The 21,468-nt window shown below is 66.7% G+C and carries 24 protein-coding genes; 15 read left to right on the top strand and 9 right to left on the bottom strand.

What is annotated here, in order from left to right; translation table 11 throughout:
- Positions 1–17: 17 nt before the first annotated feature.
- From ACFWIX_RS14385 to ACFWIX_RS14405, 5 genes are read left to right on the top strand one after another with little or no spacing between them, the layout of a single operon-like run.
- Positions 18–488, top strand: a complete 471-nt coding sequence (locus tag ACFWIX_RS14385) for an Asp23/Gls24 family envelope stress response protein (protein ID WP_377216812.1) — start codon at positions 18–20, stop codon at positions 486–488.
- Positions 485–676 carry a hypothetical protein gene (locus ACFWIX_RS14390; protein ID WP_377216813.1) on the top strand — a complete coding sequence of 64 codons (192 nt, stop codon included), beginning with the start codon at positions 485–487 and terminating at the stop codon, positions 674–676. The genes ACFWIX_RS14385 and ACFWIX_RS14390 overlap by 4 nt, the downstream gene beginning before the upstream one ends.
- A gap of 5 nt (positions 677–681) precedes the next feature.
- Positions 682–1,053, top strand: a complete 372-nt coding sequence (locus ACFWIX_RS14395) for a hypothetical protein (RefSeq protein ID WP_377216873.1) — start codon at positions 682–684, stop codon at positions 1,051–1,053.
- Entirely contained in the window at positions 1,050–1,661 is a 612-nt protein-coding gene (locus tag ACFWIX_RS14400; protein WP_377216814.1) for a DUF6286 domain-containing protein, read from the top strand. The genes ACFWIX_RS14395 and ACFWIX_RS14400 overlap by 4 nt, the downstream gene beginning before the upstream one ends.
- Positions 1,658–2,269, top strand: coding sequence for a hypothetical protein (locus ACFWIX_RS14405; protein ID WP_377216815.1), 612 nt, complete (start codon positions 1,658–1,660; stop codon positions 2,267–2,269). The genes ACFWIX_RS14400 and ACFWIX_RS14405 overlap by 4 nt, the downstream gene beginning before the upstream one ends.
- Positions 2,270–2,293: 24 nt before the next feature.
- Here ACFWIX_RS14405 and ACFWIX_RS14410 read toward each other — a convergent pair whose 3' ends face one another.
- A complete protein-coding gene (locus ACFWIX_RS14410) occupies positions 2,294–4,096 on the bottom strand; it encodes a glycoside hydrolase family 13 protein (protein WP_377216816.1) in 1,803 nt (600 codons plus the stop codon).
- Between the two features lie 140 nt (positions 4,097–4,236).
- Here ACFWIX_RS14410 and ACFWIX_RS14415 point away from each other — a divergent pair, with 140 nt between their 5' ends.
- The 5 genes from ACFWIX_RS14415 to ACFWIX_RS14435 are packed head-to-tail and all read left to right on the top strand — an operon-like array spanning position 4,237 to position 8,775.
- The gene (locus ACFWIX_RS14415) at positions 4,237–5,526 is read left to right on the top strand and encodes an ABC transporter substrate-binding protein (protein ID WP_377216817.1); all 1,290 of its coding nucleotides are present in this window, start codon (positions 4,237–4,239) and stop codon (positions 5,524–5,526) included.
- A gap of 7 nt (positions 5,527–5,533) precedes the next feature.
- Positions 5,534–6,571, top strand: coding sequence for a carbohydrate ABC transporter permease (locus tag ACFWIX_RS14420; RefSeq protein ID WP_377216818.1), 1,038 nt, complete (start codon positions 5,534–5,536; stop codon positions 6,569–6,571).
- A complete protein-coding gene (locus ACFWIX_RS14425) occupies positions 6,568–7,464 on the top strand; it encodes a carbohydrate ABC transporter permease (RefSeq protein WP_377216819.1) in 897 nt (298 codons plus the stop codon). Before ACFWIX_RS14420 ends, ACFWIX_RS14425 begins: the two co-directional genes overlap by 4 nt.
- On the top strand, positions 7,461–7,712 hold the full coding sequence (locus tag ACFWIX_RS14430; protein WP_377216820.1) for a hypothetical protein: 252 nt from the start codon (positions 7,461–7,463) through the stop codon (positions 7,710–7,712). The genes ACFWIX_RS14425 and ACFWIX_RS14430 overlap by 4 nt, the downstream gene beginning before the upstream one ends.
- A gap of 10 nt (positions 7,713–7,722) precedes the next feature.
- A complete protein-coding gene (locus ACFWIX_RS14435; RefSeq protein ID WP_377216821.1) occupies positions 7,723–8,775 on the top strand; it encodes a LacI family DNA-binding transcriptional regulator in 1,053 nt (350 codons plus the stop codon).
- Positions 8,776–8,819: 44 nt separating this feature from the next.
- On the opposite strand, the gene ACFWIX_RS14440 is transcribed toward ACFWIX_RS14435, so the two are convergent.
- Together ACFWIX_RS14440 and ACFWIX_RS14445 are read right to left on the bottom strand one after the other, a co-directional pair.
- Positions 8,820–9,704 (bottom strand): hypothetical protein, encoded by an 885-nt coding sequence (locus tag ACFWIX_RS14440; RefSeq protein ID WP_377216822.1) that lies wholly within the window; start codon positions 9,702–9,704, stop codon positions 8,820–8,822.
- Positions 9,705–9,738: 34 nt separating this feature from the next.
- Positions 9,739–10,545: an exodeoxyribonuclease III gene (locus tag ACFWIX_RS14445; RefSeq protein ID WP_377216823.1), complete on the bottom strand. Its 807-nt coding sequence runs from the start codon at positions 10,543–10,545 to the stop codon at positions 9,739–9,741.
- 164 nt (positions 10,546–10,709) lie between these two features.
- On the opposite strand from ACFWIX_RS14445, the gene ACFWIX_RS14450 reads away from it, so the two are divergent.
- Genes ACFWIX_RS14450 through ACFWIX_RS14465 form a run of 4 tightly spaced genes read left to right on the top strand, consistent with a single transcriptional unit; the run spans position 10,710 to position 15,052 of the window.
- Entirely contained in the window at positions 10,710–12,209 is a 1,500-nt protein-coding gene (locus ACFWIX_RS14450; RefSeq protein ID WP_377216874.1) for a CoA-acylating methylmalonate-semialdehyde dehydrogenase, read from the top strand.
- A complete protein-coding gene (locus ACFWIX_RS14455; RefSeq protein WP_377216824.1) occupies positions 12,209–13,273 on the top strand; it encodes an enoyl-CoA hydratase/isomerase family protein in 1,065 nt (354 codons plus the stop codon). Before ACFWIX_RS14450 ends, ACFWIX_RS14455 begins: the two co-directional genes overlap by 1 nt.
- On the top strand, positions 13,266–14,279 hold the full coding sequence (gene mmsB, locus ACFWIX_RS14460) for a 3-hydroxyisobutyrate dehydrogenase (RefSeq protein WP_377216825.1): 1,014 nt from the start codon (positions 13,266–13,268) through the stop codon (positions 14,277–14,279). Before ACFWIX_RS14455 ends, mmsB begins: the two co-directional genes overlap by 8 nt.
- On the top strand, positions 14,276–15,052 hold the full coding sequence (locus ACFWIX_RS14465; protein ID WP_377216826.1) for an enoyl-CoA hydratase: 777 nt from the start codon (positions 14,276–14,278) through the stop codon (positions 15,050–15,052). The genes mmsB and ACFWIX_RS14465 overlap by 4 nt, the downstream gene beginning before the upstream one ends.
- A 23-nt stretch (positions 15,053–15,075) precedes the next feature.
- On the opposite strand, the gene ACFWIX_RS14470 is transcribed toward ACFWIX_RS14465, so the two are convergent.
- Both ACFWIX_RS14470 and ACFWIX_RS14475 read right to left on the bottom strand, forming a co-directional pair.
- On the bottom strand, positions 15,076–15,582 hold the full coding sequence (locus ACFWIX_RS14470; protein ID WP_377216827.1) for a MarR family winged helix-turn-helix transcriptional regulator: 507 nt from the start codon (positions 15,580–15,582) through the stop codon (positions 15,076–15,078).
- A gap of 41 nt (positions 15,583–15,623) precedes the next feature.
- Positions 15,624–17,342 carry an AMP-binding protein gene (locus tag ACFWIX_RS14475; protein WP_377216828.1) on the bottom strand — a complete coding sequence of 573 codons (1,719 nt, stop codon included), beginning with the start codon at positions 17,340–17,342 and terminating at the stop codon, positions 15,624–15,626.
- Positions 17,343–17,536: 194 nt separating this feature from the next.
- Here ACFWIX_RS14475 and ACFWIX_RS14480 point away from each other — a divergent pair, with 194 nt between their 5' ends.
- Complete coding sequence (locus tag ACFWIX_RS14480; RefSeq protein ID WP_377216875.1) at positions 17,537–18,670, top strand: acyl-CoA dehydrogenase family protein; 1,134 nt, start codon at positions 17,537–17,539, stop codon at positions 18,668–18,670.
- Here the strand turns inward: ACFWIX_RS14480 and ACFWIX_RS14485 are convergent.
- The 4 genes from ACFWIX_RS14485 to ACFWIX_RS14500 form a co-directional block, all read right to left on the bottom strand.
- Positions 18,618–18,974 (bottom strand): hypothetical protein, encoded by a 357-nt coding sequence (locus ACFWIX_RS14485; protein WP_377216829.1) that lies wholly within the window; start codon positions 18,972–18,974, stop codon positions 18,618–18,620. The genes ACFWIX_RS14480 and ACFWIX_RS14485 overlap by 53 nt on opposite strands.
- A 130-nt stretch (positions 18,975–19,104) precedes the next feature.
- Positions 19,105–19,308, bottom strand: a complete 204-nt coding sequence (locus ACFWIX_RS14490) for a cold-shock protein (protein ID WP_009357211.1) — start codon at positions 19,306–19,308, stop codon at positions 19,105–19,107.
- Between the two features lie 258 nt (positions 19,309–19,566).
- Positions 19,567–20,763, bottom strand: coding sequence for an acetyl-CoA acetyltransferase (locus ACFWIX_RS14495; protein WP_377216830.1), 1,197 nt, complete (start codon positions 20,761–20,763; stop codon positions 19,567–19,569).
- A complete protein-coding gene (locus ACFWIX_RS14500) occupies positions 20,760–21,440 on the bottom strand; it encodes a CoA transferase subunit B (RefSeq protein ID WP_377216831.1) in 681 nt (226 codons plus the stop codon). The genes ACFWIX_RS14495 and ACFWIX_RS14500 overlap by 4 nt, the downstream gene beginning before the upstream one ends.
- Positions 21,441–21,468 lie beyond the last annotated feature (28 nt).

The raw sequence follows: 21,468 nt of genomic DNA on the forward strand, positions 1-21,468 counted from the left end.
CAGAAGGGGAGTGCCTGATGGAATACCAGAACCCACAACCCGTACCCGGGGACATCCTTGAAGCCGCCGCACCCCTGCCGGTGCCGCAGCAGACACCAGGCCTGGGCCGGACCGTTATTTCTGAACCCGCCGTCGCCAAAGTGGCAGGCATTGCGGCACGTTCGGTCCCGGGCGTGCATTCGCTGGGCTCAGGCCCTTCCCGGGCGCTCGGCGCCATTCGGGACGCAGTAGGCAGCTCGGACCACGCGGCCGGCATCCACGCCGAAGTCGGCGAAACCCAGGTGGCCGTGGACATCGAACTGGTGGCCAGCTACGGCACACCGCTGCACTCCCTGGCCGACCAGGTTCGAGCAGCCGTTTACCGGGCCGTGGAGGAGCTGGTGGGCCTCCAGGTCATCGAGGTCAATGTGGAAATAACCGATGTGTATGTGCCGCCACCGGTCAAACCAGTCACTGCGGCACCGGGCGAGCGGGAGGCGCTCCTGTGAACCTCACCATTGCGGGCGCGGCCGTTGGAGCCTTCGTCGCGTTCATGTCGCTGGAATTCGGGCTGTGGGGCTTCCTGGTGTCACTCCTGTTCATGGCCATTGGTGCGCTGCTGGGACGCGCCGCCGAGGGGAAGCTGGACCTCCGCGGGGTCGTGGACGCAATCATCGGCCGCCGCTCATCGTCATGACGGCCATGGCGGCCCCCGCCCCGGCGCAGCGCCTGAACGGCCACAACCGGATCAGCACGCAGGCGCTCACAAGCCTGGCCCGGACGGCTGCCGCCCTCGCGCTCGATGTCGACGCGAATGATGTCCGGGTTCAATGGACGGACGACGACGGCCTGCTGGCGCTGTCCCTCGTCTCACCCATCAAGGTCCCGCCTTTGCGGGACGTGGCCCGGGACCCTGCGCGGGTCGGCGCCTTCGGCGGTTCCATCCGGGACCGTGCCGTGGTGGCGAAGGCCCAGATCTTGGCCACCGTCACCCAGCTGAGCGGGGCACAGGTGAGCCGGGTGGACATCAGGATCAGCGGGGCGAGGATCAGTGAAGGAGGGCGGGTGCAGTGAACAGCGAAGCAGCGCACCGCGACGCGTCCGGCCCGGACCTGGACCGCATCGTCCGGCGCGAAACGCATTCCACCCGCGCGGCGGTAGCCATCGCCGCCGCGGTCCTGGTGCTGGTGGGGGCCGGTTACGGACTGCTGGAAGCCGGGGTCCATGCCATCGGACAGCCGCCCTGGCTGCTCGACCCGAGGGTGGCGGGAAACCGGCTGGTGCAGCTGCCGGCGGGCGTACCCACGGCCCTGCTGGCAGCCCTGGGGGCTGTCCTTGCCATGCTGGGGCTGGTGTTCTTCCTGAATGGCATCCTCCCTGGCCGCCGGGCACGGCATGTGATCCGCGCATCCGGCCCGGGCTCCGCCGTCGTAGTGGATGACGAAGTGATCGCCTCCGCCCTGGCCCGGCGCGCCCGGCTCGCTGCCAATGTCACCCCGGATCAGGTCATGGTGGTGGTGTCCCGGCGTCAGGTGGTGGTCAACGTCCGCCCTACGTCCGGCGTTCCGGTGGACCAGAACGAGGTGTTGGCCGCCGTGCAGGATGAACTGGACCAGATGGCGCTTGAACCCGCTCCGGCAGCCCGCATCAATGTGGCGTCCTCGGGGGTGATTGGGGCATGAACAGCACCCCAAGCATCCTCAACCGGATCCTGGTGTCGGTCCTGGGCCTGAAGCTGCTGGCGATCGGCATCCTGTTGATCCTGCTGGCCTACGTTCCGGCCGTGGCCGCCTGGTGGCACGGCTGGTCAGCCGGCATCCGGACGGCCGTACACCAGGCCTTCGAGTCAACCAGGTTTCCCGGGCGCAGCGAAAGCTGGCTGTGGATCTTTGTTGTGGCAGGGCTGCTCGTTGCCATCGGGCTCATGGTGGCCTGGATTGCACAGCAGGGTAAAGGTCGGGCCAACCTGCTGGCAGAGGAATACGATCCCGGAGAGGTTCCGGGCGACGTACGGATAGGCGCAGGGGTAGCCGAGCAGGCCCTTAAGCAGGCCCTTGCCGGCCGGCCCGACCTGGCCGGCGCCACAGTGGCAGCCTATGACGTCAAGGGCACTCCGGCGCTGAAGGTCCGGCTGCTCCCACGGCAAGGGGTGGCCCCGCACCTGCTTGCCGCGGAGGTAGCCGAACTTGTGGCCGCGCTGGACAGCGTGGCGGGAACCAGCACGCCGGTGCTGATCCACATCGGGGCTGGCGCGCGGACGCGTTTCGGCAGGGCCGAACGCGTCCGCTAACGCGGCAGCGGCGCCAGGTGCGGATCAGTTCTTTGCCAGGTACACCGTGCAGTCCACGGGGACTTCACGCATTCCCGACCAGTCGGCGGCGGGTTCGAGTCCGCTGGACAGCGCCACCGAGTAACCCTCGGGGACAGGGGCCGAGGCGAAGCCCGTATTGGCCAGGACCAGGACGTCCCCGTTGTGGAAAGCCAGGACACCGCTTTCGGGGGCGTGGCTGTCCGCCCACGCAAAGGTCCCCAACCCGAGCCGCCGGCCGGCCCGGAAGGCAAGGGCCGCGCGGTAGAGCTCCAGGGTGGAACCGGACACGCCGTCCTGCTGGTCCGCAGCGTGCGGGCCGAAGCTCTCGGGCTGCGGGAGCCACGGCGGGGCAGCGGTCAGGGAATGGCTGCCGGCGAAACCGTAACCCGGCTGGTCGGCAGCCCAGGGCAGCGGAACCCGGCAGCCGTCACGTCCGGTTTCGGCGCCCCGCGTCCGGAAGAACGTGGGATCCTGCCGTGCTTCGGCCGGGAGGGTGGTGTGTTCCGGCAGGCCCAGCTCTTCGCCCTGGTAAACGTACGCTGAACCCGGAAGCGCCAGCGAAATCAGGGTTGCCGCGCGCGCCCGGGCCAGGCCCAGCGCTGCATCAGGCTGTTCGTCGGTGGCGGCGATACCCTTGGGGAACGTAGTGGGGTCCTTGAGGCCGAACCGTGTGGAGTGCCGGACGGTGTCGTGGTTGCTCAGCACCCAGGTGCACGGGGCGCCAACGGAGGCGGCCGCGGCCAGGGAGGCGTCGATGGATTCGGACATCCGCTCGGCGTCCCAGCCGGCCAACAGGAAATCGAAGTTGAAAGCCTGCTGCATCTCGTCCTGCCGGACGTACCGGGCCAGCCGTTCGGCGGGCTCCACCCATGCCTCGGCCACCATCATGCGGTCGCTGCCGTACCCTTCCAGCACGCGGTGCCAGTCCCGGTAGATGTCATGGACGCCCTCCTGGTCGAAGAACGGCGAGGGCGGGTAGGTGGGGGAGACAGCACGGTGTGGTTCCTCAAGGTCGGTGTGAGCGCCGGGTGCATCGCCGGGTTGCATGGGTTCGCGGTGCACCTCCGTTCCCTCCACCATCGCGGCAGCGCCCTCCCAATCGGGAAGCCCGGCTTCCTTGACCATGCCGTGGGCCACGTCCACGCGGAACCCGTCCACGCCACGGTCCAGCCAGAAACGGAGAACTGACCGCATTTCCTCCTGGACCTCGGGATTCTCCCAGTTCAGGTCGGGCTGCTTGGTGTCGAAAAGGTGGAGGTACCACTCTCCGGGCGAGCCGTCCGCCTCGGTGATCCGGGTCCATGCGGGTCCGCCGAAAATCGATTTCCAGTTGTTCGGTGGACGGTTTCCGTCACCGGAGCCGGGTACTTCGTCTTTGCCCGGCCGGAACATGTAGCGGTCCCGTTCGCGGGATCCGGGCGGTGACGCGAGCGCTTCCTGGAACCAGATATGCTCGTCGGAGGTGTGGTTGGGGACAAGGTCAACGATGACCTTCAGGCCGCGCTGGTGGGCGTCTGCCAGCATCGCGTCAAAGTCCTCCAGGGTGCCGAACAGCGGGTCCACCTGCCGGTAGTCCGCCACGTCGTATCCGGCGTCGGCCTGCGGAGACTTGTAGAAGGGCGAGAGCCAGATGGCGTCCACGCCCAGCTCGGCCAGATAGGGAAGGCGTTCGACGACGCCACGAAGGTCGCCCATGCCGTCACCGTTTCCGTCGGCAAAGGAACGGGGATAGATCTGGTAGACCACCGCGTCCGACCACCATGGCGCGGGGGAGGGGCCGGAGCTGTCGACAGGAGGGTTGGACATTTCGTTCCTCTCGGATAACTTTTTGATGTAAACGCTTGCATTACCTGCGGCAACCTTACTAGTGTGACTGTCACCACATCAACCTCACCTAGCAAGCGCACTGTCGACTTACTTGTCACTCAGCGAGGAGCTTCAAGCCAATGAAAACCCCCAAATTCCTTCTGCCGGTTGCGACTGCCGGCGTCCTGGCCCTCACGCTTTCAGCCTGTGGCGGGGGTGGTGGCGGCGGAACCACGGGCGGCGGAGGCGGAGACGCCGAAGCCAACCTCGACGGCCGCGGGCCCATCACGTACGTCCAGGGCAAGGACAACAGCAACGTGGTCCGCCCGCTGATCGAGAAGTGGAACAAAGAGCATCCGGACGAGAAGGTCACGTTCAAGGAGCAGACCGACCAGGCGGACCAGCAGCACGATGACCTGGTGCAGAACTACCAGGCCAAGAACCCCAACTACGACGTTGCCAGCGTGGACGTCGTGTGGACCGCCGAGTTCGCCGCCAAGGGCTGGCTGCAGCCACTGAAGGACAAGATGGCGGTGGACACCGAGGGCATGCTCGAGCCCACCATCGAGGCGGGTTCCTACAACGGCACGCTCTATGCGGCCCCGGTCTCCTCCGACGGCGGCATCCTGTACTACCGCAAGGACCTGGTTCCCAACGCCCCCAAGACCTGGGACGAAATGATGGAGATGTGCTCCATCGCCAAGGAAAACAAGATCGGCTGCTACGCCGGCCAATTCAAGCAGTATGAAGGCCTCACGGTGAACGCCTCGGAGGCGATCAACTCCGCCGGCGGCTCCGTCCTTAATGACGAAGGCAAGCCGAACCTGAACACCCCTGAGGCCAAGGAAGGCCTGGAGAACCTGGTTGAGGCCTTCAAGAACGGCAACATCCCGGCAGAGGCCATCACGTACCAGGAAGAGGAAAGCCGCCGCGCATTCCAGGACGGCAAGCTGCTGTTCCTGCGCAACTGGCCCTACGTCTACAACCTGGCCACCACTGAGGGTTCCTCCAAGGTCAAGGATGTCCTGGGCATGACGGCTCTTCCGGGCAAGGACGGTCCGGGCGCTTCCAGCCTGGGCGGCCACAGTGCAGCCATCAGCGTCTACTCGAAGCACAAGGCAACCGCCCTTGACTTCGTGAAGTTCCTGGTCGAGGAAGAGCAGCAGAAGTTCTTCGCCACCCAGGGTTCCCTCGCTCCTGTCCTGGGCGCGCTGTACGAGGACGAGGAACTTGTTTCCAAGCTCCCCTACCTGCCGGTCCTGAAGACCTCCATCGAGAACGCTGTGCCGCGTCCCGTCACGCCGTTCTACCCTGCAGTCACCAAGGCGATCCAGGAGAACTCCTACGCGGCGCTGAAGGGTGAGAAGGCTGCTGAGCAGGCCCTGGCCGACATGCAAAAGTCCATCGAATCCGCCACAGCAGGATCGTAGTCTGAAGATGGCAACCGAATTGGGCCCGACGTCGGCTACCAAGCCGGCGTCGGGCGCGCCCCCCGTCCATCACGGCCCCAAGGGTGTCGGCGAGGATAACAAGATCCTCAGCCAGGGGAAGTGGGCCTCATGGCTGCTTGCCCCCACCGTCATCGCGCTGGGCATCGTCATCGTTTATCCGATCATCAGTGCCATCGTCATGTCCTTCCAGAAGGACGCTGGCCTGGATCCGGCCACCGGCCTCTTCACCGCCGGCGGACCCGCAGGCATCCAGAACTACGTCAACTGGCTGGGCCAGCAGTGTGCCGCCCCGGGCGGCGGCACCATCGCGTGTCCCCCGGGAACCCTCGGCGGGCAGTTCTGGACCGCCACCGGCACCACGTTCTTCTTCACCGTCATCACGGTGGCGCTCGAGACCGTCCTCGGCTTCTGGATGGCCATGATCATGGCCCGCACGTTCAAAGGCCGCAGCCTGGTCCGTGCTGCCGTCCTGGTGCCGTGGGCCATCCCCACCGCCGTGACCGCCCAGCTGTGGCTCTTCATGTTCGATTTCAACGGCATCATCAACAAGCTGTTCAACGCCTCCATCCTGTGGACCGGCAGCGAGTGGCCTGCGAAGTGGGCCGTCATCATCGCAGACACCTGGAAGACAACGCCCTTCATGGCCCTGCTGATCCTTGCCGGCCTGCAGATGATTCCGGCGGAAGTCTACGAGGCTGCGAAGGTCGACGGCGCCAGCGCCTTCCAGCGGTTCAAGCTGATTACCCTTCCGCTGGTCAAGCCGGCGCTCATGGTGGCCATCCTGTTCCGCACGCTGGACGCCCTGCGCATGTTCGACCTTCCGTACATCCTCACCGGCGGCGCGAACAACACCACCACGCTGTCCATCCTGGTGATCAACCAGATCAGGCAAGGGTTCAACTCGGCCGCTGCACTGTCCACCATTACGTTCCTCATCATCTTCCTGGTCGCGTTCATCTTCGTCCGCTTCCTGGGTGCGAACGTCGTGGAGCAAAGCGGTGCCACCGGTAAGGGGAAGAAATGACAACCTCAACTGCCTCCGCTGAGCTGCGGGCCGAGCAGGACAAGGGCCGTAAGGTCGCCCAGAACCGCGAAAAGTGGGCCAATGCGCGAACCTACATCAGTGCCGCTGTCATCCTCATCTGGTGCCTGGCGCCGGCCTACTGGATGGTGGTGACGGCCTTCCGCGAGGTGGGCTTTACCTACGACACCACGCCGTGGCCAACGCACGTCACGCTGGACAACTTCATGACCGCCTTCGACACCTCCTTCGGCAACAAGTTTGGCCAAGCGCTGCTTAACAGCATCATCATCGGTGTCACCGTCACCGTGATCTCACTGGTCATTGGTGTCTTCGCGGCCTACGCACTGGCACGCCTGAACTTCCGCTTCAAGTACCTGGTGCTGGGCTTTATCCTGGGGGCTTCCATGTTCCCCGGCGTCGCCCTGATCACCCCCCTGTTCCAGCTGTTCACCAACATCGGCTGGATGGGCACCTACCAGGCTCTGATCATCCCGAACATCTCGTTCGTCCTGCCGCTGACCGTCTACACGTTGACCTCCTTCTTCCGCGAAATGCCGTGGGAACTGGAGGAGTCTGCCCGCGTGGACGGCTGCACGCAGGGACAGGCGTTCCGGAAAGTGATCATGCCGTTGGCTGCGCCGGCCATCTTCACCACGGCAATCCTCGCGTTCATTTCCTCGTGGAATGAATTCCTGATCGCCAGCCAGCTGTCCAACGAAGCCACCCAGCCGGTGACCGTGGCCATCGCCAGCTTTGCCGGCGCACAGCCCAACCAGATCCCGTATACGGCCATCATGGCCGCCGGCACCATTGTCACCATTCCCTTGGTGATCCTGGTCCTGGTGTTCCAGCGCAAGATTGTGGCCGGCCTGACAGCCGGTGCGGTCAAGTGACGGACGGCGCCTCCCGCTCCCGGCCTTCGGGCCGGACGGGGGGCCGCAGCCGGCTGGTCAGGTCGGGCGAAGATTTTGACATCATCATCGGATTCCTGGGCTTCTGGGCCTTGGTCCTGCTGGTAGTCACCGTGTGGAAGGAACTGACCGGCCAGCCCGCGCTCTGGTGGGCCCTGGGGCTGCTGGCAACGCTCCTTGCTATCTACGGAATGCACCGGCTTCGGGGCAAACTTCCTGCCCGCCGGTAGGAACGAAATCGTGGCACGAATGTCAGAGAGGTCGCAGCGAGGCGGCCACACGGGGGTCAGTATCGAGGACGTGGCGGCCGCCGCGGGGGTTTCCACTGCGACGGTGTCCCGGGCAGTCCGCGGGCTCCCCAGGGTCTCGCCAACCACGCGCGAGAAAATCCTGGAAATCGCCGGAAACCTGGGCTACGTGGCCTCTTCGTCCGCCTCCGGGCTGGCGACGGGGCGGACCCGTACTATCGGCGTGCTGGCGCCCTTCGTGAGCCGCTGGTTCTTCTCCAAGGCAATCGAGGGCGCAGACCGGGAGCTCCATGCCCGGCAATACAATCTTTCCCTGTTCAACCTGGGCGGCCATGGCAGCCACCGGGAACGCCTGTTCAGCAAGACCATGGTCTACAAGCAGATCGATGCCCTGCTGGTGCTCTGTATGGCGCTGACCCCGGAGGAACTGGACCACCTGCAGAAAATCGACATTCCCCTGGTGGTGGTGGGCGGGCACGTGGAGGAGTGCGCCTACATCGGCATCGACGACTACGCCGCGGCGTCCACCGCGGTCCGCCACCTGATTGACTTGGGCCACCGGGACATCGCCCTGCTCCACGGCGACGACGAAACGGACCTGAACTTCGATGTTCCCAGGGTCCGGATCCTCGCGTTCAAGGACGTCATGACCGCGGCGAACCTGCCCACCAGGCCGGAATGGGACGAATGGGGCGACTTCACGGTCAAGAGCGGACAGGAAGCATTCCGCCGGCTCTGGGCACTGCCCGGCGCCAAGCCAACAGCCATCTTCTGCGCCTCCGACGAAATGGCGATGGGCGTGATTTTCGAGGCGGCCCGGATGGGCGTGAAGGTGCCGGAGCAGTTGTCCGTGGTGGGCATCGACAACCACGATTTCGCCGGGCCCATGGGCCTGACCACGGTGGGCCAGCGGCCTGATGAGCAGGCCGAGCTGGCCACCAAGATGCTTCTGGACGAGCTGGACGGGACCGTGGGCTCCGTCCGGTCCGCCGTCGCTCCGCATCAGCTGATCATCCGAAACACCACGGCACCACCTCAGGCCTGACGAACCGCCCGGCGCGGGACCGGGGCGCTCAGGGACCGCGGGCCTCAGGAAGCGCGGGCCAACTGCCTGATGGGTATCCAGCGCGATGCCAGCCGGCGGTAGGCCGCGGCGGCGCCGGTCATGTCGCCTTCAGCGAGGCACTCGATCCCCAGCCGGATGTCTGTGGGGGATTCGTCCGGATAGACCTTGTCCGCCACCGCTCCGTAATCAAGTTCCACCATCGATTCAACGTGGAACTGCTCCAGCCATTCGGTCAGCTGCGCCAGGTCGTCCAGCATGTCCAGGTCCGGTGCCGCAAGCGCCAGGTTGGCCACCGCATAGCGTGCACGTTCCAGGGCGTCGGTGATGGACGCCCACACCCGTACCGTGAGGATCCTGCCGGACGCTTCCACCACCTCCTTGCGGTCCTGCTCCATGAACAGGGAGAACCAGCTGAAGGGGATGCCCCAGGTGGAGGCCCGGGTGTGCACGCGAACGGATCCGTCACGTGCCTTGACCGCATCAATCCGTTCCTGGTGCCGGTCCCGCTGCGCTTCCGGGATGAGGAGCTCGGCGAGGGGTCCGTGGATGCCCTCCATCAGGGCGTTGGCCGCCAGGCCGGCGCGCAGCACCAGCTGGCTGGGACAGTAGAGCAGCACCTCGCCGGCGGCAGCGCCGTCGTCGTCCTCGTCTTTACCGGTACCGGGAACCGAGGTGACGCGCACCAGGTCGGTGCGCCCCGTGGGGAAGGGGTCCCCGCCGGAGCGGGTGATGCGCCCCAGGGACGCAAGCAGCTCGGCGTTTTCGACGGCGGCCCGCGATGCGGCGCGTTCGCCCGCAGCCCGGATCGCGGCCCGCTGCTCCTCGGGAAAGGCTTCCAGGGGCTCGTAGACCCGGAGGGTGGAGGAGAACGGCAGGCCTGCCTGGCCCCGGTAAAGGTTTCCGTTCATCGCGTCCTCCTTCTACGGATCCGGGGCGTCGCCATCAGTCTGCCAGTTCCGCCACGACGGGCGCGTGGTCCGAGGCGCCCTTGCCCTTGCGTTCCTCGCGGTCGATCGACGCCCCGGTGACGCGGGCGGCGAGGGCTGGCGAGGCCAGGATGAAGTCGATGCGCATGCCCTGGCGCTTGGGGAAGCGGAGCTGCGTGTAGTCCCAGTAGGTGTAGACACCGGGACCCGGGGTGTAAGGGCGGACGACGTCGGTGAACCCGGCAGATTCGAAGGCGTGGAAGGCGGCGCGCTCCGGCGGGCTGACGTGCGTGTAGCGGTTCTGCACGAAGAGGTCGATGTCCCACACGTCCTCGTCGAAGGGCGCGATGTTCCAGTCGCCCATCAGCGCGATCTGGGCCTCGGGGTTCTCTGCGACCAGGCCTTGGGCATGGGTCTTGAGGCTCTCCAGCCACTTGAGCTTGTACGGCATGTGCTCGTCATCGAGGGACCGGCCGTTGGGGATGTAGAGGCTCCACACCCGGACGCCGCCGCAGGTGGCTGCCATGGCCCGGGCTTCCTGGACAGGGTCCTTTCCGGCCTTGCCGAACGCCGGCTGGTCCAGGAAGGTCCGCTCCACGTCCTCCAGGCCCACCCGGGAGGCGATCGCGACGCCGTTCCACTGGTTCACCCCGAAGTGCGCCACCTCGTAGCCCATCCGCTCGAACAGTTCCCAGGGAAAGTTTTCGTCCTTGCACTTGGTTTCCTGGATGGCCAGGACATCGCAGTCGCTGCGCTGCAGCCAGGCTTCAACGCGGTCGGCACGGGCACGGAGCGAGTTCACATTCCAGGTAGCTATCTTCACAGTCCTAACTTACCGAACTTGCCTTGGGGCAGGGCCGGGCTGCCGCAAATGCCACTCTGGAACTTAGTAGGAAGTCCGAGTATATTCAGGAGCGGAAGATGACACGGGTCACATGCCGCCCGTGGGGCGGCTCGGCCATCACCGGTGCAAAGGAGCAATCCATCATGGTTCGGGAGCTTTCCCATTACGTTGGCGGGCAGCATGTCGACGGCACGTCCGGCCGGTTCGCCGACGTCTACGATCCGTGCGCCGGCCAGGTCCAGGCACGCGTCCCCCTGGCCTCGTCCGACGAAGTGCGGAACGTGGTGGCCGCAGCGGAAAAAGCCCAGCCCGAATGGGGTGCCATGAACCCGCAGCGGCGGGCCCGCATCCTGCTGAAGTTCGTGGACCTGGTTAACCGGGACCTGGACGAACTCGCGGCCCTGCTGTCCTCGGAACACGGCAAGACCCTCGCAGACGCCCGTGGCGACATCCAGCGCGGCGTCGAAGTGGTGGAGTTCGCCGCGGGAGCGCCGCACCTGCTGAAGGGCGAGTTCTCCGACAGTGCCGGCGCCGGCATCGATGTCCATTCGATGCGGCAGCCGCTGGGCGTGGTTGCCGGCATCACCCCGTTCAACTTCCCGGCCATGATCCCGCTCTGGAAGGCCGGCCCCGCGCTGGCCGCCGGAAACTCCTTCGTCCTCAAGCCCTCGGAACGCGACCCGTCCGTACCGCTGCGCCTCGCGGAACTCTTCACCGAAGCCGGGCTGCCGGACGGCGTATTCAACGTGGTCAACGGCGACAAGGAAGCGGTGGACGCCCTGCTGGAAGATCCGCGGGTCCAGGCCGTGGGATTCGTGGGATCCACGCCGATCGCCCAGTACATCTACGCCACCGCGGCAGCCCACGGCAAGCGGGCCCAATGCTTCGGCGGCGCCAAGAACCACATGGTCATCATGCCGGACGCGGACCTGGACATGGCTGCCGACGCCCTCATCGGCGCCGGCTACGGGTCCGCCGGCGAACGCTGCATGGCCATCTCCGTGGCGGTGCCGGTGGGCAAAGCCACGGCGGACGCCCTCGTGGCCAGGCTCCGGGAGCGCATCGCCGGGTTGAAGGTGGGCCACAGCCTGGCCAAAGACTCGGACTTCGGCCCGGTGGTGGCAGCCTCCGCCAAGGAGCGGATCGAAGGCTACATCCAGTCCGGCGTAGACGCCGGCGCCACCCTGGTGGAAGACGGTCGCGGCCTCACGGTGGACGGCTGCGAGGGCGGATTCTGGGTGGGGCCAACGCTGTTCGACAACGTCACCAAGGACATGGCCATCTATAGGGAAGAGATCTTCGGCCCGGTGCTCAGCGTGCTCCGCGCCGAGGACTATGACGAAGCCCTGCGCCTGTGCAGCGAGCACGAGTTCGGTAACGGCGTGGCCATCTTCACCCGCGACGGCGACTCCGCCCGGGATTTCGCCAGCCGCGTCCAGGTGGGGATGGTAGGCATCAATGTCCCCATCCCGGTTCCCATCGCCTATTACACCTTCGGCGGGTGGAAGGCGTCCGGCTTCGGCGACCTGAACCAGCATGGCGCGGATGCCTTCCGCTTCTACACCAAGACCAAGACGGTCACCACCAGGTGGCCTTCCGGCATCCGCACCGGCGCCAGCTTCGTCATGCCGGAAGGCAGCTGATGGAGGGCAGGGACGCGGAGCAGGCGGAAGTACTCTTCGAGCGGCGCGGACGGCTGGGTGTCATCACTCTCAACCGGCCACGCGCCGTCAACGCACTCACGGCCAGCATGGCGGCGGCGATGCTGGAGCAGCTCACCGCATGGGCGGATGACGACGACCTCGCCGCCGTCCTGGTGCAGGGGGCGGGAGGGCGCGGCTTGTGCGCCGGCGGCGACATCGTGGCCATCTACCGGGATATTCCCGACGGCGGCGGGGCCACGGCGGATTTCTGGGCGGTGGAATACCGGCTCAATGCCCTCATCGCTTCCTACCCCAAGCCGTACGTTGCCTTCATGGACGGCCTGGTGCTGGGCGGCGGGGTGGGGATCTCGGCGCACGGATCCGTCCGCGTGGTCACCGAGCGAACCCGGACCGGCATGCCGGAAACCACCATTGGATTCGTGCCCGACGTCGGGGGGACCCTGCTGTTGTCCCGGTCGCCGGGAGAGACAGGCACCCACGCCGCCCTTACCGGCGAGCACTTGAGCGGCGCGGATGCGGTGTTCCTGGGCCTGGCCGACCACTTCGTGCCCTCCGACCGGCTGCCGGACCTCGCCCGGGCGCTGGAGGCCGAAGAGCCCGGCGCCGCCGTCGGACGCTTCGCTGAAGCAGTACCGCCCTCGGTGCTGGCAGCGCGGCAGGAATGGATCGACGCCTGCTACTCCAGCGACGACGCGGAGGAAATTGTCCGCCGCCTGCACCTGGCCGGCGGTGAGGCCGCGGACGCCGCACGAACCATCGAGGCGAAGTCGCCCACCGCCGTGAAGGTCACGCTCGCGTCGCTGCGGCGGGCCGCGGGACTCAGCCTCGAGGAAGCCCTGCAACAGGAATACCGCGTCGGGCTCCGGTTCCTGGCCGGGCACGACTTCCGCGAGGGGATCCGCGCCCAGGTGGTGGACAAGGACCGCACCCCGCACTGGCGGCCGGCCAGCCTGGCGGAAGTCGGTCCCGGGGACGTGGAGGCGTTCTTTGCGCCGCTGGGTGAGCGGGAACTGAAACTGGCAAAGGAGCAGGACCATGTCTGAGTCAGCGGCGTCTGAAACACCCAGGGAGGGCGGGGTCGCGCCCGTCGGGACCATCGCGTTCCTCGGCCTGGGCCACATGGGCGGCCCGATGGCCGTCAACCTGGTCAAAGCCGGTTATGGAGTGAGCGCGTTCGACGTCGTGCCGCAGGCGCTCGAAACGGCCCGGGCGCACGGCATTGCCACTGCGGCAACCGCGGCCGAGGCCGTGGCGGGCGCCGGCGTCGTACTCACCATGCTGCCCAGCGGCAGGCATGTGCTGGACGCGTACCGCGGCACCGGCGGCCAGCCGGGGCTGCTGGAAACGGCCCCTACGGGAACGCTGTTCCTGGACTGCTCCACCATCAATGTGGACGAGGCGCGGGAAGCGGCGGAGTTGGCCGTTGCGGCCGGCCACCGTTCCGTGGACGCGCCCGTGTCCGGAGGCGTGGTGGGTGCCGAGGCAGGCACCCTGACGTTCATGGCGGGTGCGCTGGCGGAGGACTTTGAGTACGTGCGGCCACTGCTGGAAGTGATGGGCAAACGCGTGGTGCACTGCGGCGGGCACGGGGCCGGGCAGGCCGCCAAGATCTGCAACAATCTGATCCTCGGTGTGTCCATGATTGCCGTCAGCGAGGCCTTCGTGCTCGGCGAGAAACTGGGGCTCACCCACCAGGCCCTGTTCGACGTTGCATCCGCCGCCTCCGGGCAGTGCTGGGCGCTGACCACCAACTGCCCGGTCCCCGGGCCTGTTCCCACCAGCCCCGCAAACCGCGGCTACCAGCCGGGGTTTGCCGGTGCCCTGATGGCCAAGGACCTCAACCTGGCCCTCAACGCCCTGCGCAGCACCGGAGTGGCCGGGCGGATGGGGCCCCTGGCCGCGGAAATCTACGATACGTTTGCGGCGGAAGGCGGAGCCGGACAGGACTTCTCCGCCATTATCAACGACATCCGGGACAGGTCCGCTGCGGCCGCCGGCCAAACCTCAGACCACCTGCCGGCGGCGCAGGATGACGGGAGCCCTGAATGACGGAATACCAGAACATCCTGGTGGAACAGCGCGGCCGGGTGGGGCTGGTGACCCTGAACCGGCCGGAGGCGCTCAACGCCCTGAACCACGCCACCATGGAGGAGCTCGTGGCGGCGGTGACCGCCATGGACGCAGACCCGGGTGTTGGCGCCGTGGTGATCACCGGCTCCGCCAAGGCCTTCGCGGCCGGGGCTGACATTAAGGAGATGGCGTCGCAGGGGTACATGGATATGTACCGGGCGGACTGGTTCCGGGGCTGGGAGGACTTCACCCGGCTGCGGATTCCCACGATTGCCGCGGTGTCCGGGTTTGCCCTGGGCGGCGGCTGCGAGCTGGCCATGATGTGCGACCTCCTCATCGCGGGGGACAACGCGAAGTTCGGCCAGCCGGAGATCAACCTGGGCGTGCTTCCGGGCATGGGCGGCTCGCAGCGGCTCACCCGTGCGGTAGGCAAGGCCAAGGCGATGGACCTGATCCTCACCGGCCGCTTCATCGGGGCCGAGGAAGCCGAACGCTGCGGTCTGGTGTCCCGCGTGGTTCCGGCCGAGGACGTCGTGGAGGAGGCGCTGAAGGCCGCAGAAACCATTGCGTCGAAGTCCAAGCCTGTGGCCATGGCCGCCAAGGAAGCGGTCAACGCCGCCTTCGAGACCGGCCTGGCACAGGGCGTGCTCTTCGAACGGCGCCTTTTCCACTCGCTCTTTGCCACCGAGGACCAGAAGGAAGGCATGTCCGCGTTCACAGAGAAGCGGCAGCCGGAGTTCAAGCACAGGTAGGGCGACCCGGCCGCAACGCGGGCCTACTCGCTGAAGTCGCCCGCGTTGCGCCGGAAGTTGCCCAAAATCCGGATGAGCTGATCCACGTCCTGGTCCCCAAAGCCGGACTGGGCGAACACATCTGAGTTGAGCGCCGCCGTCGCGCTCTTGGCCAGTCTGCGGCCCTCCGGGGTGAGCTCGATCAGCGTGGTGCGGCCGTCCGTGGGGTGCGGCGAACGGTGCACCAGTCCGGCCTGCTCCAGACGGTCGACGGCGTTCGTCACCGACGTGGGATGCACCTGCAGGAGGGCGCTGGCCTTGTTCATGGGCAGCGCGCCGCTGCGGGCGAAACTGAGCAGGGCCAGGAGTTCGTAGCGGGCGAAGGTCAGTCCGAAAGGCTTCAGCACCGCCTCGATGCGGGCCAGCAGGATCTGCTGGGTGCGCATGATGGCGGTGATGGCGGCCATCGGCGCGGCGACGTCGGACCAGCCGTGCCGCTCCCAGTTCAGCCGGGCGTCCGCGATCGGGTCACGCGGCAGCGGCGTGGCCATGGCACCTCCCGCGGGTCGTCCTGCAATCCATGGGCATCAGCCTAGCTTTTCAGCGCCGGGAAATCGGCTTCGGAGTACTCGACTCCGAGCCCGGCCGGGAGCGGGGCCTGGCTGTGGCGGAGCGCCTCGCTGCGGCGCAGTTCAACCCTCCGGATCTTTCCGGAGATGGTCTTGGGCAGCTCCGCAAACTCCAGCCGGCGGATGCGCTTGAACGGCGCCAGGTGCTCCCGGCAGTAGCGCAGGATGTCCTGGGCAAGTTCCGGGCTGGGCTCATGCCCGGCTGCCAGCACCACGAACGCCTTGGGCACGGACAGCTTGACCGGATCGGGGGAGGGGACCACGGCCGCCTCGGCCACGGCGGGGTGTTCAATCAGGACGCTCTCAAGCTCGAAGGGAGACAGCCGGTAGTCAGAGGACTTGAAGACGTCGTCGCCGCGTCCCACATAGGTGATGACCCCGTTGGCGTCCCGGCTGGCCATGTCGCCCGTGTGGTAGTAGCCGTCCCGGAACGCCTCGGCGGTCTTGGCCGCATCACCGAAGTACCCCTTCATCAGCCCCGCGGGACGGGGGTCCAGGCGCAGGCAGAGCTCGCCGTCGTCGCCTTCCGCTCCCGTGGCGGGGTCCACCAGGACCACGTCATAGCCGGGCAGTGGCTTGCCCATGGCGCCGATGGTGACGGGCTGGCCGGGGGTGTTGGCGATCTGGACCGTGGACTCGGTCTGGCCGAAGCCGTCGCGGATAGTTTGGCCCCAGGCGCGGCGGACCTGGTCGATCACCTCGGCGTTGAGGGGCTCGCCGGCGGACACCACTTTCGACGGCGGCGTCTTGAGCAGGGTCAGGTCCGCCTGGATGAGCATCCGCCACACCGTGGGAGGCGCGCAGAAGCTGGTTACGGACTCCCGCTCCATCTGTTCCATGAGGGTCCTGGCGTCGAAGCGGTCGTAGTTATAGATGAAGACGCACGCCTCGGCGATCCACGGCGTGAAGACGTTGGACCAGGCGTGCTTGGCCCACCCGGGGGAGGCCACGTTCAGGTGGACGTCGCCGGGTTCCAGGCCGATCCAGAACATGGTGGACAGATGGCCCACGGGGTAGGAGGTGTGCGTGTGCTCCACGAGCTTGGCCTTGGAGGTGGTGCCGGAGGTGAAGTAGAGCAGCAGGGTCTCGTCGGCGTGCGTGGGCGCGTCCGGTCTGAAGTCCTCCGCCGACCCGGTGGCCTCCGCATACTGCAGGGCCAGTGGCTCGCTGGAGGCCGCCCCGATTTCGACCAGCGTGTAGTCGCCGGGGACATCTCGGAATTTGGCGATGTTGGCGCTGCCCACCGCTGCCCAGGTGGCGCCGCCGCGTTCCACCCGGTCCTTCAGGTCCGCTGGCCCCATGAGGGTGGTGGTGGGGATCATGACGATGCCCAGTTTGATGCCGGCCAGCATGAGTTCCCAGAGCTCCACCTGGTTGCCCAGCATGATGATCATCCGGTCGCCGCGGCGCACGCCCTGGCTGCGGAGCCAGTTGGCCACCTGGGAAGAGCGCCGGGAAAGGTTGGCAAAGCTCCGTCGGGTGGCCGAACCATCCTGTTCAACGATCACAAGGGCCGGGCGATCCGCCGTGGCCGGCGCCGCCGCGACCATGTCGAACCAGTCCAGGGCGAAATTGAAGTGCTCGAACCGGGGCCACTGGAATTCGCTGCGTGCGGCGTCGTAGTCCTCCCGGAGTGCGAGCAGGCGGTCCCGTGCCGCGCGGAATTCCTCAGTGACGGTCATCGTGCACCTTTCGCCGGATGGGTGTAGCTAGTGATCCATGTCACTGTGCAATATACTAGGACATCCAAGGGTTTGAAAGATCCGGCCGGTCCGGAGCACTCTCACGGAAGGGATGGGCCCCTGTGCGGCCTCATGCAGCAGCACCATCAGCAGTTCAGTCGCAGCCGGCGCCGCCGTTTCCGGACGCCGACCTCATGCACGTGGTGGAGCAACTGCCGCCCGCAGACCAGGACCGGTACCACGAAGTCCGCGAGTTCCTGCAGAGCCGCATCCGCGCAGCCTCCATCGACTACTGGAACCGGGAGGAGTTTCCGTTCGGCCTGGTGGCGGAACTGGGGAAGTACGGGCTGGGCGGCCTGCAGACGGACGGCACCTCCGTCCTCTTCAAGGGCCTCATGTACACGGAAGTGGCCCGGGCGGACGTGTCGCTGTCCGCGCTGGTTGGGATCCACAATGAACTCATCGTCGGGATGATCCACCAGCTGGGCTCGGAGGAACAGAAGACCCGCTGGTTGCCGGGGCTCACGGCCCTGCAGCAGATTGGCGCGTTCGCATTGACCGAACCCGACCACGGCTCGGACATTGCCGGCGGCCTGGCCACCACCGCCCGGCGTGACGGCGCGGAATGGGTGCTCAACGGCGCCAAGCGCTGGATCGGCGCCGGAACCATCGCCGACTTCGCCCTGGTGTGGGCCCGGGATACCGCGGACCGGCAGATCAAGGGCTTCATCGTGGAGACGGACCGGCCGGGCTACACCGCTACCAAGATTGCCAACAAGATCGGGCTGCGGATCATGCAGAACGCGGACATCGTGCTGGACGAGGTGCGCATCCCGGCCGGCAACCTCCTGCCGGGGGCAACGGACTTTTCCCGCGCCAACGAGCTGCTGCGGGACTCACGCGCCTGGGTGGGCTGGCAGGCCGCAGGCATCCAGCTGGCGGCTTTCGACGTGGCCAGATCCTACGCCCTGCATCGGAAGCAGTTCGGCAAGGAACTCGCGCGCTTCCAGCTGATCCAGCAGCAGCTCGCCGAGATCCTGGGCAACGCCACGGCGTCCCTTTCGCTCATGGTCCAGCTGGCGCGGATCCAGGCGGGCGGCAAACTGGAAATGGCCCAGGCCGCCATGGCAAAGTCGACCACCACCAGGCTGGCCCGGGCATCCGTGGCGATGGGCCGCTCCCTGATGGGCGGCAACGGGATCAGCACCGACTACGAGATGGGCAAGCTCTTCGGCGACGCCGAGATTCTCTACACCTACGAGGGCACCTACGAAATCAATTCCCTGATCGTCGCCAGGGCCGTGACCGGAAAGTCCGCCTTCGCATAGACCGGCTGCGTGCCTGCGCCACCAGGCGGCTGAAAGCGAAGACGAAGATGGCTTCGGTGACCAGCATCAGCGACACCAGCAGCCACTGTCCCTGGGCGGCAAAGACGATCCCGCCGGTGACCGCCATGAGGGTGCCCAGTGCCAGGGCGTAAACGGCGAATCCTACGGCCACACGTGCGCTGCGGACACCGGTGCGAAATCCGAATCCGTGGGGCTCGCCGCCGGGTTGGCCGGGAATGCGGTCGGGCGCGGCCGGTCCCAGCCGGTCGAACTCTTCCCAGGGGTCCCGCTCCTGTCCCGTCACCCTTCCATTGTCCCAAACGAGGGGCCGGGAGAAGCAGCGGAACGCAAAACAGCGGCTCCTTCGGCACAATGCCGAAGGAGCCGCTGAGTGGTACCGGGTTCAGCCGGACGGGCCGGCGGTCACCAAAACCTTAAAGGGGGCGGATGTTTTCTGCCTGCGGACCCTTGGGGCCCTGGGTCACATCGAATTCGACCTTCTGGTTTTCGTCCAGGGAGCGGTATCCGCTGGTGGCGATTGCCGAGTAGTGGGCGAAAACGTCAGCGGACCCGTCATCGGGGGCAATGAAGCCAAAACCCTTTTCGGCGTTGAACCATTTAACTGTGCCTGTTGCCATGGCTGCATTCCTTCATGTGACTCTGATTCTCTCCCCGGGTTATCCGCCCAGAGTGTGCGGAGAACGTCCCCCGCAGTCCCAAACGTACGGTGCGCACGCCCGGCATGCAAGGGTTCGGCCCTGTCGCGTCGTTGCCTGCGCCCGTTTTCCCCGCATTTGCCGGGAAATTACGACGGCGCGCCGCACCTTTTGGGCGACACGCCGCCGTCGTGCGCCAAAGGTGGGGAAACCCGGCGCGCACCCAGCTAACGCCGGAGCCTAGATAGCCTCGAGGATGCTGACGTAGTTGGCGATGCCAACGCCGCCCATGTTCTGGACGGCTGCGCGGCGGGGTCCGGCCAGCTGCATGTCACCGGCGGTCCCGGTCAGCTGCATGGCCGCCAGCACGTGCTGTGAAACGCCGGTGGCGCCCACCGGGTGGCCCTTGGCCTTCAGGCCGCCGGAGACATTGACCGGCAGCTTTCCGTCCTTGAAGACCCAGCCCTCTTCGATGGCACGGCTGCCCTCGCCGGGTTCGGTGAGGCCCATCGCCTCGTACATGAGGAGTTCGGCGATGGTGAAGCAGTCGTGCACCTCGGCGAAGTCGAGGTCATCAAGCCCGACGCCGGCCATCGCCAGGGCGCGCTGCCAGGACATCCGCGTGGCCTCGAAAGCGGTGGGGTCCCGGCGCTCGGCGGGGAAGAAGCCGTTGGCCTGGCCGAACCCTGCAAGCCGCACTGGCCCGGCCGCGCCGCCCGTGGGTGAGGAAGACAGGACGACGGCGGCGGCGCCGTCGGACACGGGGGAGCAGTCGGTGCGGCGCAATGGATCGGCGACCATCGGGTTCTTGTCCGAGACGGTGCGGCAGAATTCCTCGCCCAGGTCCTTCCGAAGCTGTGCGTACGGGTTGTCCACGCCATTGCGGTGGTTCTTGGCCGCGATGGTGCCCAGGACATCGGACAGGTTTCCTGCGCCAGCGCAATAGCGCTTCTGGTAGTGCTTGGCCACCTCCGCGAAAAGCCCAGTGAAGCCCGTGGTGGAGGACTTGCCGGCCATGTCGTAGTCCGCACCCAGCAGACCGGCGCCCACCACGTCGGCGCCGGCGTGGGTCATCTTTTCCGCGCCCACCACCAGGACCGTCTTGGCGGTGCCGGCCAGGAGCGACTTGGTGCCCTGCTGGAACGCGGCGGAACCAGAGGCGCAGGCATTTTCGACCCGGGTGGACGGGACGTTCGCCAGCTCCGGGGAAACCTGCAGTGCCAGCGAAGACGGGAACGCCAGCGGCATCATGCCGGAGTTGAACTGGCCCACAAAGATTTCGTCGATCTGGCCGGGCTCGATTCCGGCAGTGTTGATGGCGTCAGTGGCCACCTGGACGATCAGCGATTCCAGCGTGTCCTCGCTGAGCTTCCCGAAGCGGCTGTGTCCCCAGCCGGTGATCAGAACATCCTTGCCAAACTGTTCCTGCAGGCTCATGCCGGTGCTCCTTCCAGGGCCGGGTCGTCCAGGGCGACGGTGAATTCCGCCTCGGTCTTCTCCCGGATCTCCTCTTCGGTGACGCCCGGGGCCAGGCGCGTCAGCGTCAGCTGCCGCCCGCCGTCGTCCGTTTTCACCAGGTCGAAGACGGCGAGGTCGCTGATGATCCGGTCCACGCAGCTCAGGCCGGTCAGCGGCAGGGTGCATTCGCGCACGATCTTGGCCGTGCCGTCCTTGGCGTTGTGCTCGGTCAGGACCACCACGCGCGGAGTTCCGGCCACCAGATCCATGGCGCCGCCCATGCCCTTGACCATCTTTCCGGGAATGGTCCAGTTGGCCAGGTCGCCGTTTCCGGAGACCTGCATGGCGCCGAGGATGGCCACCTTGACGTGGCCGCCACGGATCATGCCGAACGAGGTGGCGGAGTCGAAGATGCTGCCGCCGGGCAGGACCGTCACGGTCTGCTTGCCGGCGTTGATCAGGTCCGCGTCCTCTTCGCCCTCGTACGGGAAGGGGCCCATCCCCAGCAGTCCGTTCTCGCTCTGCAGGACCACCCGCACGCCCTCGGGCAGGTTGTTGGCCACGAGTGTGGGGATGCCGATCCCCAGGTTCACGTAGTCGCCGTCGTTCAGTTCCTCGGCCGCGATGGCGGCCATTTCGTCCCTGGTCCAGGCCATGGGGTTCTCCTTAAAGTTGGTTCAGGTG

It is taken from the genome of Pseudarthrobacter sp. NPDC058362, assembly GCF_042723515.1.
Taxonomy (GTDB): Bacteria; Actinomycetota; Actinomycetes; order Actinomycetales; family Micrococcaceae; genus Arthrobacter.